Here is a 16706-nt window from a genome sequence, read left to right as displayed (position 1 = left end):
ATAAGAAAAGAAACATATAAAGAAGAATGCTGAAGCAACTATATATCAAGAACTTCACGCTGATCGACGAGCTCGACATGGAATTCCATAGCGGCTTCTCTGTCATCACGGGCGAAACGGGTGCCGGCAAGAGTATCATCTTGGGTGCCATTGGTCTGTTGTTAGGCCAGCGTGCCGACTCGAAAAGTGTCAAGATGGGCACAGACCGTTGCGTCATCGAGGCCCATTTCGACCTCTCCCGTTATCAGATGGAGGACTTCTTTGAGCAAAACGAGATCGACTTCGATGCCGACGACACCATCATCCGTCGTGAACTGACGGCAGCAGGCAAGAGTCGCGCCTTTATCAACGATACCCCTGTGGCGCTCACCATGCTGAAGGAGTTGGGCGAGCGCTTGGTCGACGTCCACTCACAGCATCAGAATCTGCTGCTCAACAAGCAGGACTTCCAGCTCAGTGTAGTCGATGTTATTGCCAACGACGCTAAGGAACTCGACGATTACGCCACAACCTATGCCCGCTATCAGGAACTGAAGAAGGAAGAGCAGCGTTTGCGCGAGGAGATAGAACAAGGCCGTCAGTCTGTAGACTTCATGCAGTTTCAGTACGACGAACTGTCTAGCGCCCGCTTGTCGGATGGCGAGCAGGAAGAACTCGAGCAGCGCAGCGAAACCATGTCGCACTCCGAGGACATCAAGTCGGCTCTTTACGAGGCCGAAACAGCATTGTTAGGTGATGAAAATGGCTTGGTTAGCAACCTTAAACATGCTGTTTCTGCGCTGCAGGGCATAGAGCGCGTCTATCCAGACGTGGCCGAGTTGGCCGAGCGCATGAACAGTTGCTATATAGAACTGAAGGACGCTGCCGATGAGGTGAGCGCCAAACTTGAGACCGTCGACTTTGATCCTGCCGAACTCGATACTGTGAACGACCGTCTGGACCGTATCTACGCCCTGCAGAAGAAATATAAGGTCGACACCGTGGCTGCTTTGCTCGCTATCCAAGACGACCTGGAGCGTAAGCTGTCGAACATTGAGAATAGCGACGAGGCGCTGGCCGAGTTAGAGCGTCAGGTGGCAGCTGCCCAAAAAGCGGTGCAGTCAAAAGCCGATGTACTCACGAAGAAACGTCAGAAGGCCGCTCAGGAGATCGAGAAGCAGATGCAGAGCAGACTGGTACCCTTAGGCATGCCCCATGTGCGTTTCCAGATTGTGATAGAGCAGGAGCCCCTTGGCCGTTCAGGACAAGACAAGGTGTCGTTCCTCTTCAGCGCCAACACCTCAACGCCCCTGCAGCCTGTGGCTCAGGTAGCCTCTGGTGGCGAGATTGCACGCGTCATGCTGTCGCTCAAGGCCATGATCAGTGGCGCTGTGAAACTGCCCACCATCATCTTCGACGAGATAGATACAGGTGTTAGTGGTAAGATTGCCGAGCAGATGGCGCAGATCATGGCCGAGATGGGGCGCTGCGACCGTCAGGTCATCAGCATCACCCACCTGCCTCAGATTGCAGCCCTGGGCACCACCCATTATAAGGTCTATAAGGAAGAGACACCACAGGGCACTACCAGTCACATGCAGATGCTGACGCCCAACGAGCGAATCACTGAGATTGCCCAGATGCTTAGCGGCAGCGACGTGTCGGATGCCGCCATTCAAAATGCAAAAGAACTGTTGAAACTATGAAACGACTTTATATCCTGACCAGCCTGTTGATGCTGGCTGTATGTGCGATGGCTCAGCCCGATTGGGCCAAGAAAGCCTCTAAGTCGGTCTTCACCTTGAAGACCTTTGCTGCCGATGGTACGCTGATAGCCAGCACCAACGGCTTCTTTGTGCGAGATAATGGCGAGGCCGTCAGCTGCTTCTCGCCGTTCAAAGGCGCCTCGCGTGCCGTTGTCATTGATGCCTCTGGCAAGGAGATTCCTGTTGCGCTCATCCTGGGTGCCAACGAGACCTACGACGTGGTGAAGTTTCAGGTGGCCAAGACCAAGGTCCAGCCCCTCGCTCTTGCTGGCAAGTCGGCCGCTAAGGACGAGACCGTGTGGCTTCTGCCTTATCGCGAGACCAAGCGCGTGCCCCAGGGCACCGTTCAAAAGACAGAGACCTTTAATGGCAACTATGCCTATTATACCCTTGAACTCACCATGCCCGATAACAGCGTGGGCACACCCTTGCTCAATGCCAATGGCGAGGTCATCGGACTGATGCAGCAGCCCAATGCTGTTGGCGATGCCAAGAGCTTTGCCGTGAGTGCCTTGTTTGCCGATAGTCTGAAGGTGAATGGCCTGAGCATCAACGACCCCGTGTTGCGCTCTACGCAAATCAAGAAAGCCTTGCCCGACGATTTGAACCAGGCGCAGCTCACCCTTTATATGGGAGGCTCGTTGCAGGATTCGCTGGCTTATGTCACCCTGATTGAGGACTTCATCGCTAAGTTCCCCAAGGAGCCCGATGGCTATACCTATCGCGCCCAGATGCTGGCCGACGGTCATCACTTTGCTGAGGCCGACCGCGATATGCAGAAGGCGCTGAAGGTGGCCGAGAAGCCCGATGAAGTGCATTACAGCTATTCGCGCCTCATCCTTCAGAAGATGGTCTATAGCACAGACACCCTCTACAAGGCCTGGACGTTCGATCGTGCCTTCGACGAGGCAGCCGAGGCCTATCGCCTCAATGCGCAGCCCACCTACCGTCAGCAGCAGGCTTTTGTGCGCTATGTGCAGCAGAACTATGCCGAGGCCTACGACATCTACGAGAGTCTGTTCCAGTCGTCCCTGCGCTCTGCCGACCTCTTTTATTCTGCCTCATTGTGCAAGCAGCAGTTAAAGGACTCCACATCCCAGCTGGCCCTGCTCGATAGTTGTGTGGCCCAGTTCTCGCGTCCTTATCTCAAGGAGGTGGCCCCTTATCTGCTTTCGCGTGCCCAGTTGCTCATGGACCTGGGGCGCCATCGTCAGGCCGTCAGCGACCTCAACGACTATGAGGAAGTGATGAAGGCTCAGGTGAACTCAAATTTCTATTATATGCGCTTCCGTGTCGAGACGGAGGGACGCCTGTTTCAGCAGGCTCTGAACGATATCGAGAAGGCCATCACCATGACACCACAGTCGGATCTGTATTATGCCGAGAAGGCCTCGCTGCAGATTCGCGTAGGACTCTATGATGAGGCTGTTGAGACGGCCAAGACCTGCATCCAGCTGGCGCCAGAACACAGTGATGGCTATCTGTTCCTTGGACTGGCCCAGTGCCTGAAAGACCAGAAGGCCGAGGGCGTGAAGAATCTGCAGAAGGCCAAGGAACTGGGCGATGCCCAGGCTGACGAGCTGATTGAGAAATACTCGAAATGAGTATCCATTTGATATAACTATTGTAATTTTAAATCGTTTTGTGATGGCTTGGGAGTATGTGTTGACAATTTTCGTTGGTGCCATCTTGGGTGGTGCCATTGGCTTCGAGCGTGAGTATCGTTCCAAGGAAGCCGGCTTTCGCACCCATTTCCTTGTAGGACTGGGTTCAGCGTTGTTCATGGTGTTGTCTTTGCATGGCTTCGACGACATCGAGACACAGGCTGGTGTCATTATCCAGCGCGACCCTGCCCGTATGGCAGCCCAGGTGGTCAGTGGCATTGGCTTTATTGGTGCAGGCACCATCATCTTCCGAAAGAACGTGGTGAAGGGACTCACCACGGCTGCTGGCCTGTGGGTCACCTCGGCCATTGGCATGGCGGCAGGTGTGGGCATGTATGGCGTGGCCGTCGCAGCCACGGTGATGGTCATCGTCTGTCTTGAGGGCATGAACTTCCTGCATCATCGCATCTTCAATCATACGCATTCAGAGTATGATGCCGACGAGAAGGTGAAATAAGATGACTGGTGATACAAACAAAAAAAAGAGGCTTGTGGGCCTCTTTTTTATTGCTCTTAGTTGGGCGATTACAAGATGACGCGCTGTGTCAGCATGATGTAACCCACCTTGCGCTTCAGGTCCGACTGACCAGCAAAGCTGGTGTTGAAGAAGTTGTGCAAGGGCATTGAGAACTGCAGCAACAACTTGTTCTTCTCCTTCTTGTCAGTGGTCGAGAAAGCGAAGTCCAAGCCCAGACCGCCTTTCAGCATATCCTTATCCTTGTTGGCAATGCTGCCGCCACAACCAGTCACGATATCATAGAACACGCCAGCCTCGAAAGCATGCTTCTCGCCACCCACGATAAAACCAGCGCGAGGCTGAACATAGAAGCCACGGATGTTATCGTCAGTCTCCTTCAACACCACCTCCTGACTCTTGAAGTAGGTACCAGCATAGAAACCCAGGGCCGACTGCTTCCAAGAAGCGTCCACACCAATGGCATAGTCGCCAATGTGCTTGAAGGGGTTGCTGAAAGCACGATGATAAGGGCCGTAGATGTCGCCATAGACACCATCGTCGTTGAAGCCACTCTTACCCATGCCGATGGGGAACACCAGGTCAGGATCAGGGATGATATGATCAAATGCCTTTTCTGCTTTACTGTCGTCATCTGTTGCATATTCCTTCACCATTGACTCGGCTGCAGCAAAGATAAGGGTTGTAAAGTAGTTGGTACACCATGCACGAGAGTTCAGTGTCCACTCCTTGTCGCTTTGTGCTGAGGCATTGAGAGAAATGGCCAAGGCCAATGCCAACATTGTTAATGTTTTTTTCATGTTTTTGAGGTTTTAATTAATGATTTATAATTTCTGGGGGCAAAGGTACGTTTTTTTTTGTAAAAAACAAAGTTTTTCTTTTTTATTTCGTACTTTTGCAAACCAAAAGCATAGAATCAGATATGAACGAACATTCAGAGAAAAGAATAAATCCATTTTTCGAGTCATATAACACACCCCACGATACGGTGCCGTTCGACCGTATCCGCCTTGAGGACTTCGAGGAAGCCTTTATGGAGGGCATTCGTCGCGACAACGAACAGATAGAGAAAACCATCAACAATCCAGCCAAGCCCACCTTCAACAACACCATTATCAATATCGATGATGATACTGAAGGCTATTACGACTTGCTGGACCGTGTGTCAACCGTCTTCTTCAATCTGCTGAGTGCCGAGACCAACGACGAGATGGACGCCCTGGCACAGAAGATGCAGCCCATCCTCACGCAGCATGCCAATGATGTGCGCCTCAACGAAAAACTCTTTGAGCGTGTGAAGTACGTACACCGTTACCATGGTCTGCTGTCGAAGGAGGAGAAGCGTCTGCTCGACAACTGTTACGACGGCTTTGTGCGCAGTGGTGCCCTGCTCGACAAGGAAGGAAAGGAACGCCTGCGCCAACTCACTGAGGAGGCCAGTATGCTGAGTCTGCAGTTCTCGCAGAACCTGCTCAAGGAAAACAAGGCCTATACCCTGCATATCACTGATGAAGCCGATCTCGACGGACTGCCCGATACGGCTCGCGAGGCTGCTGCCGCCGAGGCCAAGGCACAAGGCAAGGAGGGTTGGGTGTTCACGCTCGACTTCCCCTCTTATTCGCCCTTCATGACCTATAGCACCCGTCGCGAACTTCGTCGCCAGATGTATATGGCCAAGAACACCGAGTGTATTCACGATAACGACTGCAACAATCTTGAGATCTGTAAGCGTCTCATCAACTTGCGTCGCGAGATTGCCCAGCTCCTTGGTTTCAAGACCTATGCCGACTATGTGCTGAAAAACCGCATGGCAGGCAATGTGCGCAGCGTCTATAAGTTGCTCAACAATCTGATCGACGCCTATAAGCCCACGGCTCAGAAAGAGATGAAGCAGTTGGGCAGCCGACTCGAGCCATGGGACATCTCATACTATTCGCATAAGCTCAAGCTGAGAAAATATAATATCGATGCCGAGATGCTCCGTCCTTATTTCCAGTTGGAGAAAGTCATCGATGGCGTGTTTGGCCTGGCCAACCGTCTGTATGGCATCACGTTCAAGGAGAACAAGGACATTCCTGTCTATCATCCTGATGTGAAGGCCTATGAAGTGTTCGATAAGGACGGCTCCTTCCTGGCTATGTTCTATGCCGACTTCCATCCACGCAAAGGCAAGCAGGGTGGGGCATGGATGACCCAGTATCAGGGACAGTATATCGACAAGAAGGGCGAGAACGTGCGTCCGCATGTGTCTGTGGTGATGAACCTCACCAAGCCCACCCCTGAGAAGCCTGCGCTGCTCACCCTGGGCGAGGTGGAGACCTTCCTTCACGAGTTTGGCCACTCGCTGCATGGCATGTTTGCCAACACGCGTTTCGAGAGTCTCAGTGGCACCAACGTATGGTGGGACTTTGTAGAGTTGCCTTCGCAGTTCATGGAGAACTATGCCGTCGAGAAGCAGTTCCTGAGCACCTTCGCCTTCCATTACCAGACGGGCGAGCCCCTTCCTGACGAGCTCATCCGTCGCATTGTGAGGAGTCGCAACTTCATGGCAGCCACAGCCTGTCTGCGCCAGGTGTCGTTCGGCCTGCTCGATATGGCCTACTACACCCAGAAGACAGAGTTCACTGACGATATCATCGCCTTCGAGAAGGAAGCCTGGCGAAAGGCCATCATTGGCAAGCAGTTGCCCGATACCTGCATGACGGTGCAGTTCTCGCATATCATGGCAGGAGGCTATGCCGCCGGCTATTACAGTTATAAGTGGGCCGAGGTGCTCGATGCCGATGCCTTCTCAGTGTTCAAGCGTCGTGGCATCTTCGACCAGGCCACGGCCCAGTCGTTCCGCGATAATGTGCTGTCGAAGGGTGGCACAGAGAATCCCATGGTGCTCTACAAGCGCTTCAGGGGCTGTGAGCCCACTATCGATGCGCTGCTCAGGCGCAATGGCATCAAGACCAAGAATAAATTAGTAGTCAAATAAATCATTAATCGTGATGGCAAACGAAAAACAACAAAAACTCGATTCGCGCTATCTGCGCATGGCTCGCATCTGGGCCGAGAACTCCTATTGCGTGCGTCGTCAGGTGGGTGCGCTGGTGGTCAAGAACAAGATGATTATCAGCGATGGCTATAATGGCACACCCACGGGTTTTGAGAATGTGTGCGAGGACGAGAACAACGTCTCGAAACCATATGTGCTTCATGCCGAGGCGAATGCCATCACGAAACTGGCCCGTAGCAGTAACAACAGCGATGGCGCCACTATCTATATCACAGCCTCGCCTTGTATCGAGTGCGCCAAACTCATCATCCAGGCAGGCATTAAGCGCGTGGTCTATGGCGAGAAGTACCGTCTCACGGATGGCATCGAGTTGTTGGAGCGCGCAGGTATTGAAGTTGTATATTTAGAAGTATGAACACCAAGAATAGATTCTCACCCCTTTGGTTGGCGTTGGCCGTGGTGGTAGGTATTGTCATCGGCACCTTCTACGCCCATCATTTTTCAGGTAACCGCTTGAGTATCATTAACTCAGGCAGTAACAAGCTGAACAACCTGCTGTATATCATCGACGACCAGTATGTGGACACCGTCGATATGGTAGACCTTGTTGAGAAGGCTATGCCGCAGATTCTGTCTGAGCTCGATCCGCATTCCACCTATATCTCGGCCAAGGATGTGCAGACTGCCAACGACGATTTGCGAGGCTCGTTCTCTGGTGTTGGCATCGAGTTCACCATCCGCCAGGACACCCTGCGTGTTCAGAACGTCATCAGCGAGGGTCCTGCCGAGCAGGCTGGCGTATTGGCAGGCGACAAGATTGTCACTGTCGACGACTCTGTCTTCACAGGCAAGAGTCTGACCAACGAAGAGGCCATGCATCGCCTCAAGGGTCCCAAGGGCACCAAGGTGAAGTTGGGCATCCTGCGCTATGGCGAGAAGTCGCTGCGCCATGTCACTGTGACGCGTGGTGAGATACCCATGAAGAGTGTCACAGCCGCCTATATGCTCGACGATCAGGCCGGCTATATCAAGATTAAGAACTTTGGCGAGAACACCTATCTGGAACTCCTGGTGGCACTGGCACAGCTGGCCGACGAGGGCTTCCAGCAGCTCACCATCGACCTGCGTGGCAACACGGGCGGCTATCTGCAGTCGGCCGTACAGATAGCCAACGAGTTTTTGCCCAAGAACAAGCTGATTGTCTATACCCAGGGCCGCCGTTCGCCTCGCGAGGAGTATCGCAGCGACGGACGTGGCAGTTACCAGCGCATGCCGTTGGTCATCCTCATCGACGAGGGCTCTGCCTCGGCCAGCGAGATTCTGGCAGGCGCCATTCAGGACAACGACCGTGGCACCATCATTGGTCGCCGTTCCTTTGGCAAGGGCTTGGTTCAGAAGCCAGTTGAGTTTGGCGACGGCTCTATGATGCGCCTCACCATCGCACGCTATTACACGCCCTCAGGCCGTTGCATCCAGAAACCCTATACCAGTGGCATGGACAAAGACTATGAGGAGGATCTGCTCATGCGCTATCAGCATGGCGAGTTCTTCTCGCAGGACAGCATCAAGCACGTGGGTCCTGAGTATCACACCAACAATGGCCGCGTGGTCTATGGTGGTGGTGGCATCACGCCCGATATCTTTGTGCCTGAGGATACAGTCGACTATACCTCTTACTATAAGGAGGCAGCCTATTCTGGACTTATTCTGCAGTTTGGCTATGACTATACCGACCAGAACCGTGGCCTGTTGCAGGAGTTCGACGACGAGGCTTCGCTACTGAAATATCTGAAGAAGCAGAACCTCGTTGAGAAGTTTGCACAGTATGCCGACAAGCACGGCCTGAAGCGTCGCAACCTGATGATTCAGAAGTCGCGCCACCTCCTGGAGCAGTATATCTACAGTCGTGTGATCTACAACATGCTGAGCGAGGAGTCATGGCTCATGTTCCTCAACGAGGACGATCCAGCCATTAAGGAAGCCCTGAACGTGTTCAAAGCAGGCGAGGCCTTCCCCAAGACCCCCAATCTGACAGATAAAAAACAGAAGAAAAAAGTAGCGATGACCTATGACTATCGGTCTGTTCGCCGATCGCATACGGTCATCGCCCGTGCTTAGCAGAATTTTATGTCGGCAATCACTTGACTGCCGACATATTCGTTTAATTTCTGTACGTATTCCTGACGGCGCATGCTTAAGTCGGCACGCAGGGCAGGCGAGGTCAGACCCACATACAGTGTTTGGTTGCGAATGCTCACGTCGGTGGTATAGCGCGCGATGAATTCGCTGGCCACCACGGGCCATGCCTCAATCAAACGTTTCTGCAACAGTGGTGTCTCCAGTCCCTGGGCACGCAGGTTGCGCATAACCAGTTCGCTTACGACTTTTTCTTTTCTTTTAAACATAAAATTTAGTTTTTGTTAATTAATTAGTTAATTAATTACTCCGTCCTTCACGTCATAGAGCTTATAGTCAAAGTCGCCATGACGCAAAATCTGGTCTATGTGTTCACGATTGGTGTCCGTAATAAAAATCTGTCCAAACTGGTTGCTGGCCACCAGCTTCACAATCTGCTCCACACGCTGCGAGTCCAACTTATCGAAGATGTCGTCCAGCAGTAGGATGGGGCACGAGTCGTTGCTTTTCAGCAGGTGGTGCATGGCCAGTTTCAGGGCAATGACAAACGTCTTTTGCTGGCCCTGACTGCCCTCACGGCGCATGGCGTGCCCATCGATGGTAATCTCCAGGTCGTCACGATGGATGCCATGCAGCGAATAGCCCACGGCACGGTCCTTGAAACGGTCGCGCTGAATCACCTCCAGCAGGGGGCCTCGCTGACAGTGCGATGTATAGTTGAGCGACACCTTTTCATGGCCGCCCGAGATAGTCTCGTAGAACTCCTGAAACAGGGGGATGATATGCTCCACAAATTCGTTGCGCTTCGCATAGATTTTCTCGCCCTCGCGCGCCATCTGTTCCTCCCACAGTGTCAATAATTCTGGGTCAGGCTCGCTGTCTTCCATCTTCAGCAGGGCGTTGCGTTGCTGCAGGGCTTTGTTATAGCGGTTCAGGGCCTCAATATAGCTGCGATCCAGCTGCGCAATCACCACGTCCATCAGTTTTCTTCGCTCCTCGCTGCTGCCCTCGATGAGGTACGAGTCGGCTGGCGAGATCATCACGATGGGTATCAGTCCGATGTGCTCCGACAGTCGCTGATACGCCTTCTTGTCGCGCTTAAACACCTTCTTGGCGCCACGCTTCATGGCACAGTGGATCATGAGTTTAGAGTCATACGTTCCTTCCAGCATGAAAAAGGCCTCGTCGTGATTAATCACCAGCGAGTCCTGCGTGGTCTGTGCCGAATGGCAGAACGACAGGAAGTAAACGGCGTCGAGCACGTTGGTCTTGCCTGCTCCGTTGTGACCAATGAAGCAGTTGATTTTTGGCGACAGCTCGAGTGTTGCCTCCTTAATGTTCTTATAATTTATGATGGAAAGACGCTCTAATATCATCCTTGGCTCCTGAAATTTGCTGCAAAATTACTGCTTTTGAACCTTAAAAACAAAAAAAGTCGGAAATAAATTTCATCATGTGCAATATTTTCTGTAATTTTGCGCCGCAATTAATATACGAATCTAAAAACAAAAACAATAATGGCAGACATTAAAAACAACAACGCTGCTCCCGCCTTTGGCGAGCAGAACAAGCACGAGGCTTTGATCCTCAAGTACAAGAACGTGATTATCGGTGGTCTCATCGCCATCATCGCTGGTGTAGGTATCGGTTTCTTCGTCAAGAACTGCTCTACCACTAACTTCAACGAGGCCAGCACCGATATGGCTAAGGCTCAGGAGTATTTCGCCGAGGCTGTGATGACCAACGATAGCGTGGCTTTCCAGAAGGCTCTGAAGGGCGACAGCATCAACGCTGGTTTCCTCACTGTGATTGAGAACGACGGTTCTGGCAAGGTGTCAAACCTCGCAAAGCTCTATGCAGGTATCTGCTACGCTCGTCTGGGCAACATGCAGGAGGCTGCTAACTACCTCGAGCAGTTCGACTCTAAGGACGACGCTATGATCTCACCTGCTGCTCTGGGTGCCCTGGGCAATGTGAAGGCTTCTCTGGGTCAGCTCGACGAGGCTGCTGCTACACTGATCAAGGCTGCCGAGCAGGCCGACAACAACACCCTGTCACCCCAGTTCCTCATTCAGGCTGGCGAGATTCTCGAGAGCCAGGGTAAGAAGGCTGAGGCTCTGAAGCTGTACGAGCAGATCAAGGAGAAGTACGTTGACTGGCAGCGTTACAACACCATTGATAACTATATTGAGCGCGTTAAAGAGTAATCTATGGCTACTGCTCTTCATAATCTGAGCGACTACGACTTCAATGCTGTGCCCGATGCGTCGAACATGATCTTCGGCATCGTGGTGGCAGAGTGGAACCCAGATATTACAGGTGCACTGCTTGAGGGTTGCGTAAGCACCCTCGAGAAGCACGGTGCGCTGCCCGAGAATATTCATGTGAAAACGGTGCCAGGCTCGTTCGAGCTCATCTACGGCGCCCATCAGATGACTCTCAACGACGGCTATGATGCCGTGATTATCTTAGGTAGCGTTATTCGCGGCGAGACACCTCACTTCGACTATATCTGTCAGGGTGTCACCGCTGGCATCGCTCGCCTCAATGCCACCAGCAATATTCCCGTTGTCTATGGTCTCCTGACCACCAACGACCTGCAGCAGGCGCTCGACCGTGCAGGCGGCAAGTTGGGCAACAAGGGCGACGAATGTGCTGTGGTGGCCATCAAGATGGCAAAGTTTTAACACCTAACAGTATGAAACTCGTTAGTTGGAACGTTAATGGACTCCGTGCATGCGAGTCTAAAGGATTCAGCGACATCTTCAAGGAGATGGGCGCTGATTTCTTTTGTTTACAGGAAACGAAGATGCAGCCAGGACAGCTGGATCTGCAGTTCGATGGGTATGAGTCGTATTGGAACTCGGCCGAGAAGAAGGGATACAGCGGAACAGCTGTCTTCACCAAGCACAAGCCGCTCAGCGTTGCCTATGGCATCGGTATCGACGAGCACGATCATGAGGGGCGTGTCATCACGCTCGAGATGCCCGATTTCTTCCTGGTGTGCTGCTATACGCCCAACTCGCAGGACGGACTGCGTCGTTTGGACTATCGCATGACGTGGGAGGACGCTTTCCGTGTCTATCTCATGCGTCTTGACCAGCAGAAGCCTGTCATCCTTTGTGGCGACCTGAACGTGGCGCATCAGGAGATTGACCTGAAGAATCCTAAGACCAACCGCATGAATGCTGGCTTCACGGATCAGGAGCGCGAGAAGTTCTCAACGCTCTTGGCCAGTGGCTTTACCGATACGTTCCGCTGGAAGTATCCTGAGCAGGTCACCTATTCGTGGTGGTCATACCGCTTCCAGGCGCGCCAGAAGAACGCTGGCTGGCGTATCGACTATTTCGTGGTGAGCAATCGCCTGCAGGAGCGTGTGGCCGATGCAAAGATCCACACAGAGGTTCTGGGCTCTGATCACTGTCCTGTTGAGCTTGATTTGCTCTGAGGTTAGCTCGATGCAAAACTAACCTTTATCCTTTCAAATATTCTGCAAACACACGTGCTGCGCTCTCTACCTTGGCTGCGCAAGGGCGTGTCTTGTAGTATTCTGCCGTGCGTGGCGAGGCCACATAGCTGGAATGGGCTTTTTCGTGGCCCTGAATGCCCAACAGCTCTGCGCAGATAATACTGCCGTTCTCCTCTTTCGACTTGTTCAGCAGTTCCTGAACCACCTTATAACAGGCTGACTTCCCTTCGCGGTCGCTGCCTTCCGTCTGGCCGCAATCCAGTCCCACCAGGATCACGATGCCCGACACGGCGCCACACATCATCCTCATTCTGCCCACGCCGCCGCCAAAGCCGGCGCCAATGCGCTTGGCCATCGTGTCGTCCAGTCCGTAGAGGTCGGCAAACGCTGCCACCACGGCCTGACAGCAGCCGTAGCCCGCCATGAAGTTGTCTACTGCTTTACTTACGCGCTGGTCCAACTCCTCGCTGGTCAGGCGTCCTCTCATGCTATTCTGTCCTTGTTCCATGTCTCTCTGTATTTCCCTACAAAGGTACAAAATTTCAGATGGAAATGCAAGTTTTTTGGCGAAAACATGGGGGGACATAGTAGTAAAATAGCCAACAAAAGCCCCTCTGAGATTTAAAAATTCTCCACCAAAAAATTTTCGCGCGCGTACAGCCCACGTACGCGCATATTAGTAAGGTATTGACAGTTAGAGGCTTATAAAAACACCTCCAAAAGTGTAAAGAATCAGAAAGCGTTCGCATATTCGTTTAGGGTGCAACGGAGGCTGTTTTACCCTGCAACTCATGCTGAGTTACCATGTAAAACAGCCTCCGTTAGGGTGTAACTCAGCCTCCGTTGCATCGTAAAATCGATAGGGGTGCAAAAACAACGAAAATCAAGCCGAAACCACCCCAAACACACCCCCTTTCGCCGCTCTAGTTTGTCCATTCTCAGACCCCCCAATTTTTGGCACTTTTTCTTTACATGTATAATTATTTATGGCATATCGGCATATCGGCATATCGGCATATCATTTCGATTTTTCATTTTCATGATAGGGAGCGTGAAGAAGGGTAGTATAATAACTATATTTAATATATATTATAATATATATAAATATAGAATATATATATATTTTCCGTCGATGCGCCATAAAAATATCGATTTCCCAAATGATATGCCGTTATGCCGTTATGCCGTTATGCCACAAACCGAAAAACCACCCAATCGTTTTATTGATTTATTCCTGACAACGAAGAGAAGTCTTGCGTCCCGTTGGTAGCAAGCGTCCTTCGGCCGAGCGCTCGACAAGCTCGACATGACAAAAGTGACTGTGTCCCCCCATGTTTTCCCCAAAAATGTTGCAAATTCACCTTTTTTATATTAACTTTGCAGTCATCTTCCTGTGCGCGCGATATACATGCGTGGATGCGACCAAGACCTTAAGCGTTTTAGCAGTTGTAACGGTGCTATGGAAGATAAGATTATTGACCTGGAGAAAATATTAAAACTATATATGGCAACACAACAAGAGCGTGCAGAATTGCACAAGACAATATGGAAGATAGCCAACGAACTGAGAGGTGCTGTTGACGGATGGGAATTCAAGGCGTATGTCTTGGGCAGCATCTTCTATCGCTTCATCTCAGAGAATATCTGCGACTATATACACCAGCTGATGGCGGCTGCTGGTCAGCCCGACTTCGACTATACCACCATCAGCGATGACTTTGCTGAGAACATTCGCCAGAAGATGGTGGAAGAGAAGGGTTATTTTATCTTGCCCTCACAGCTGTTTCAGAACGTGGTGAAGACAGCCGAGAAGGACGAGAACCTGAACGAGCGACTCACCAATATCTTCCGCAGTATTGAGGCTTCTGCCGTTGGCACACCATCAGAGGATGACCTGCGAGGTTTGTTCAGCGACTTCACTGTAGATAACTCAGCACTGGGTTCAACCGTCATCAAGCGCAACCAGTTGTTGGCACGCGTGCTGCAGGCTGTTTCCCAGATGGACTTAGGTTCGAAGTACAACGACACCAACAACGATACGTTTGGCGACACCTACGAGTTTCTGATGCAGATGTATGCCTCGCAGGCAGGCAAGAGTGGTGGTGAGTTCTTCACCCCTCAGCAGGTCAGCGAACTCCTGGCGCAGTTGGCATCATGGAACAACGCGAATATCAACAAGGTTTACGACCCTGCCTGTGGATCAGGCTCGCTGCTGCTGAAGTTTGCCAAGACCATCGGCAAGCAGAATCCCAATCTGAAGTACTTTGGTCAGGAAGTGAATCCCACTACCTACAACCTCTGTCGTATCAACATGTTCCTTCACAATGTGAACTTCGACAACTTCGACATTCGCTTGGAGGACACCCTGCTGAAACCTCAGCACATGGACGAGGCGCCCTTTGATGCCATCGTGAGCAATCCTCCATACTCGCTGAAGTGGGATGGCAAGGAGAATCCCATTCTGATTAACGACGAGCGCTATGCCCCTGCAGGCGTGCTGGCACCCAAGAGTGCTGCCGACCTGGCTTTTACCATGCACATGCTGTGGCACTTGTCAGAGAAGGGCACAGCCGCCATCGTAGAGTTCCCTGGCGTGTTGTATCGTGGAGGCGACGAGAAGAAGATTCGTGAGTATCTGATTAGGGAGAATCGCGTGGACACCGTCATCCAGTTGCCTGCCAACCTCTTCTTTGGCGTAGGCATTGCCACCTGTATCATCGTGTTGAAGAAGAGTGCCAAGACCGACAGCTCAGTGCTCTTCATCGACGCCAGCAAACTGTTCCAGAAGGACGGCAACAAGAACGTCCTCCTGCCCGAGCATCAAGCAAAGATTATGGAGCTCTTCCAGAATCGTAAGGACGAGCAGTATCTGGCCAAGTTAGTGAAGAACGACGATATCCTCGCAAACGATGCCAACCTCAGCGTATCAAGCTATGTGGAGCAGGAAGACACACGCGAGGTCATCGACATCAAAGAGGTTAATGCCAAACTCGAAACCCTTGTTGCTGAGGGTAACGAGTTGAACAAGAAGATTGAAGCCATTATCAAAGAATTAGGAGAGTGGGTATGGTGGAGTGGAAGAAATTAGTCGCTATCGCAGATATCTTATACGGATATCCTTTTGAGTCTTCTCAATTTTCAGAAGACTCAACCTATATTCCATTAATACGAATAAGAGATGTAAAACCTGCAAAAGCTAGTACATATTATTCTGGTGAGTTCAATGAGGCATATAGAATAAAGAAAGGCGATATTCTTGTTGGAATGGATGGTGAGTTTAATCTTGGGAAATGGGATGACAGAGATGGGTTACTTAATCAACGAGTGCTTAAGCTAAAGGGTAAAGACAGATATAGCATCGATGGTTATTTATTCCATTATATGGGGCCTGTTTTTAAAAAGATTGAAAAAGAAACAGCAGGAGGTTCTGTAAAGCATCTTTCTGCTAAGATTATAAATTCTATCCTTATCCCAATCCCTTCTCTCTCAGAGCAGACTCGGATTGTGGGCATCTTAGATACGTTCACAAGTTCCATTGAGAACCTGAAAGAGCAAATCGCCCAGCGTCGCAAGCAGTATGAGTATTATCGTGACCAACTCCTTAGTTTCGAAGATGGTGAAATCATAGAAAAACTTTCTTTTGGTAAAGACTTTATGCTAAAGGCGAGAATTGGATGGCAAGGCCTAACAAAAAAAGAATATCGTGAGTCAGGTGACTATAAATTAATCACTGGCACGGATTTTACGAAATATAATAGAATTGATTTTGATAATTGCGTATTCGTTGATAAAGAAAGGTACGATCAGGATCCGTATATCCAGATACAAGAAGATGATGTTTTAATTACTAAAGACGGTACGCTTGGGAAAATTGCTTATGTTGATAAATTGGACATGCCAGCAACACTTAATGGGGGCGTATTTGTTGTAAGGGACAATAGTGGGCGTGTTTTACAGAAATTCTTGATGTATTATTTGACTTCATTTTATTTTGTTAATTGGATGAAGCATAATCACACTCAGGGCTCTATACAACACTTGACACAAGCCCTACTGTCTAAATTCTCAATTCCTGTTATTTCAAAAGAAAAACAGAAATCAATCATATGTAAGTTGGACGCGTTTACAGATGCAATCCGTAACCTAGAGCAGCAACTTGCCCAGCGCGAGAAGCAATATGAATATTATCGGAATAAACTACTAACGTTCGATTAAG

Annotated in this window: 14 protein-coding genes and 1 pseudogene; 11 read left to right on the top strand and 4 right to left on the bottom strand. The window is 50.8% G+C overall.

Annotation, left to right across the window (positions count from 1 at the left end; genetic code table 11):
• The first annotated feature begins 26 nt into the window (after nucleotides 1-26).
• The 3 genes and pseudogenes from recN to M1D30_RS08560 all read left to right on the top strand — a co-directional run.
• Nucleotides 27-1685: a DNA repair protein RecN gene (gene recN / locus M1D30_RS08570; RefSeq protein WP_248502984.1), complete on the top strand. Its 1659-nt coding sequence runs from the start codon at nucleotides 27-29 to the stop codon at nucleotides 1683-1685.
• Nucleotides 1682-3349 (top strand): tetratricopeptide repeat-containing serine protease family protein, encoded by a 1668-nt coding sequence (locus M1D30_RS08565; RefSeq protein WP_248502981.1) that lies wholly within the window; start codon nucleotides 1682-1684, stop codon nucleotides 3347-3349. The genes recN and M1D30_RS08565 overlap by 4 nt, the downstream gene beginning before the upstream one ends.
• Before the next feature lie 43 nt (nucleotides 3350-3392).
• Nucleotides 3393-3806, top strand: a pseudogene (locus M1D30_RS08560) (MgtC/SapB family protein); the annotation flags it as partial.
• A gap of 128 nt (nucleotides 3807-3934) precedes the next feature.
• On the opposite strand, the gene M1D30_RS08555 reads toward M1D30_RS08560, so the two are convergent.
• Nucleotides 3935-4684 (bottom strand): hypothetical protein, encoded by a 750-nt coding sequence (locus tag M1D30_RS08555; RefSeq protein WP_248502979.1) that lies wholly within the window; start codon nucleotides 4682-4684, stop codon nucleotides 3935-3937.
• A gap of 122 nt (nucleotides 4685-4806) precedes the next feature.
• Between M1D30_RS08555 and M1D30_RS08550 the strand changes: the two genes are divergently transcribed.
• The 3 genes from M1D30_RS08550 to M1D30_RS08540 are packed head-to-tail and all read left to right on the top strand — an operon-like array spanning nucleotide 4807 to nucleotide 9003.
• Nucleotides 4807-6864, top strand: coding sequence for a M3 family metallopeptidase (locus tag M1D30_RS08550; protein WP_248502977.1), 2058 nt, complete (start codon nucleotides 4807-4809; stop codon nucleotides 6862-6864).
• A gap of 13 nt (nucleotides 6865-6877) precedes the next feature.
• Nucleotides 6878-7300, top strand: a complete 423-nt coding sequence (locus M1D30_RS08545; protein ID WP_248502975.1) for a dCMP deaminase family protein — start codon at nucleotides 6878-6880, stop codon at nucleotides 7298-7300.
• Complete coding sequence (locus tag M1D30_RS08540; protein WP_248502973.1) at nucleotides 7297-9003, top strand: S41 family peptidase; 1707 nt, start codon at nucleotides 7297-7299, stop codon at nucleotides 9001-9003. The genes M1D30_RS08545 and M1D30_RS08540 overlap by 4 nt, the downstream gene beginning before the upstream one ends.
• Here the strand turns inward: M1D30_RS08540 and M1D30_RS08535 are convergent.
• Together M1D30_RS08535 and M1D30_RS08530 are read right to left on the bottom strand one after the other, a co-directional pair.
• Nucleotides 9000-9290, bottom strand: coding sequence for a DUF721 domain-containing protein (locus tag M1D30_RS08535; protein ID WP_248502971.1), 291 nt, complete (start codon nucleotides 9288-9290; stop codon nucleotides 9000-9002). The genes M1D30_RS08540 and M1D30_RS08535 overlap by 4 nt on opposite strands.
• Before the next feature lie 27 nt (nucleotides 9291-9317).
• Entirely contained in the window at nucleotides 9318-10397 is a 1080-nt protein-coding gene (locus tag M1D30_RS08530) for a DNA replication/repair protein RecF (protein ID WP_248502969.1), read from the bottom strand.
• A 141-nt stretch (nucleotides 10398-10538) separates the two neighbouring features.
• Here M1D30_RS08530 and M1D30_RS08525 point away from each other — a divergent pair, with 141 nt between their 5' ends.
• From M1D30_RS08525 to M1D30_RS08515, 3 genes are read left to right on the top strand one after another with little or no spacing between them, the layout of a single operon-like run.
• Nucleotides 10539-11228, top strand: a complete 690-nt coding sequence (locus tag M1D30_RS08525; protein ID WP_248502966.1) for a tol-pal system YbgF family protein — start codon at nucleotides 10539-10541, stop codon at nucleotides 11226-11228.
• A 3-nt stretch (nucleotides 11229-11231) separates the two neighbouring features.
• The gene (ribH, locus tag M1D30_RS08520; RefSeq protein ID WP_248502964.1) at nucleotides 11232-11708 is read left to right on the top strand and encodes a 6,7-dimethyl-8-ribityllumazine synthase; all 477 of its coding nucleotides are present in this window, start codon (nucleotides 11232-11234) and stop codon (nucleotides 11706-11708) included.
• A gap of 11 nt (nucleotides 11709-11719) precedes the next feature.
• The gene (locus M1D30_RS08515) at nucleotides 11720-12469 is read left to right on the top strand and encodes an exodeoxyribonuclease III (RefSeq protein ID WP_248502962.1); all 750 of its coding nucleotides are present in this window, start codon (nucleotides 11720-11722) and stop codon (nucleotides 12467-12469) included.
• Between the two features lie 25 nt (nucleotides 12470-12494).
• Here the strand turns inward: M1D30_RS08515 and M1D30_RS08510 are convergent, their stop codons facing one another.
• The gene (locus M1D30_RS08510; RefSeq protein WP_248502960.1) at nucleotides 12495-12998 is read right to left on the bottom strand and encodes a C-GCAxxG-C-C family protein; all 504 of its coding nucleotides are present in this window, start codon (nucleotides 12996-12998) and stop codon (nucleotides 12495-12497) included.
• 996 nt (nucleotides 12999-13994) lie between these two features.
• Here M1D30_RS08510 and M1D30_RS08505 point away from each other — a divergent pair.
• Together M1D30_RS08505 and M1D30_RS08500 are read left to right on the top strand one after the other, a co-directional pair.
• Complete coding sequence (locus tag M1D30_RS08505) at nucleotides 13995-15578, top strand: type I restriction-modification system subunit M (RefSeq protein WP_248502959.1); 1584 nt, start codon at nucleotides 13995-13997, stop codon at nucleotides 15576-15578.
• On the top strand, nucleotides 15557-16705 hold the full coding sequence (locus tag M1D30_RS08500) for a restriction endonuclease subunit S (protein ID WP_248502957.1): 1149 nt from the start codon (nucleotides 15557-15559) through the stop codon (nucleotides 16703-16705). The genes M1D30_RS08505 and M1D30_RS08500 overlap by 22 nt, the downstream gene beginning before the upstream one ends.
• Nucleotide 16706: the final 1 nt, after the last annotated feature.

Source organism: Prevotella sp. E15-22 (assembly GCF_023204875.1).
Taxonomy (GTDB): Bacteria; Bacteroidota; Bacteroidia; order Bacteroidales; family Bacteroidaceae; genus Prevotella.
Note: the sequence above shows the minus strand (reverse complement) of the source record. Positions and strands in the feature narration are given on the sequence as shown.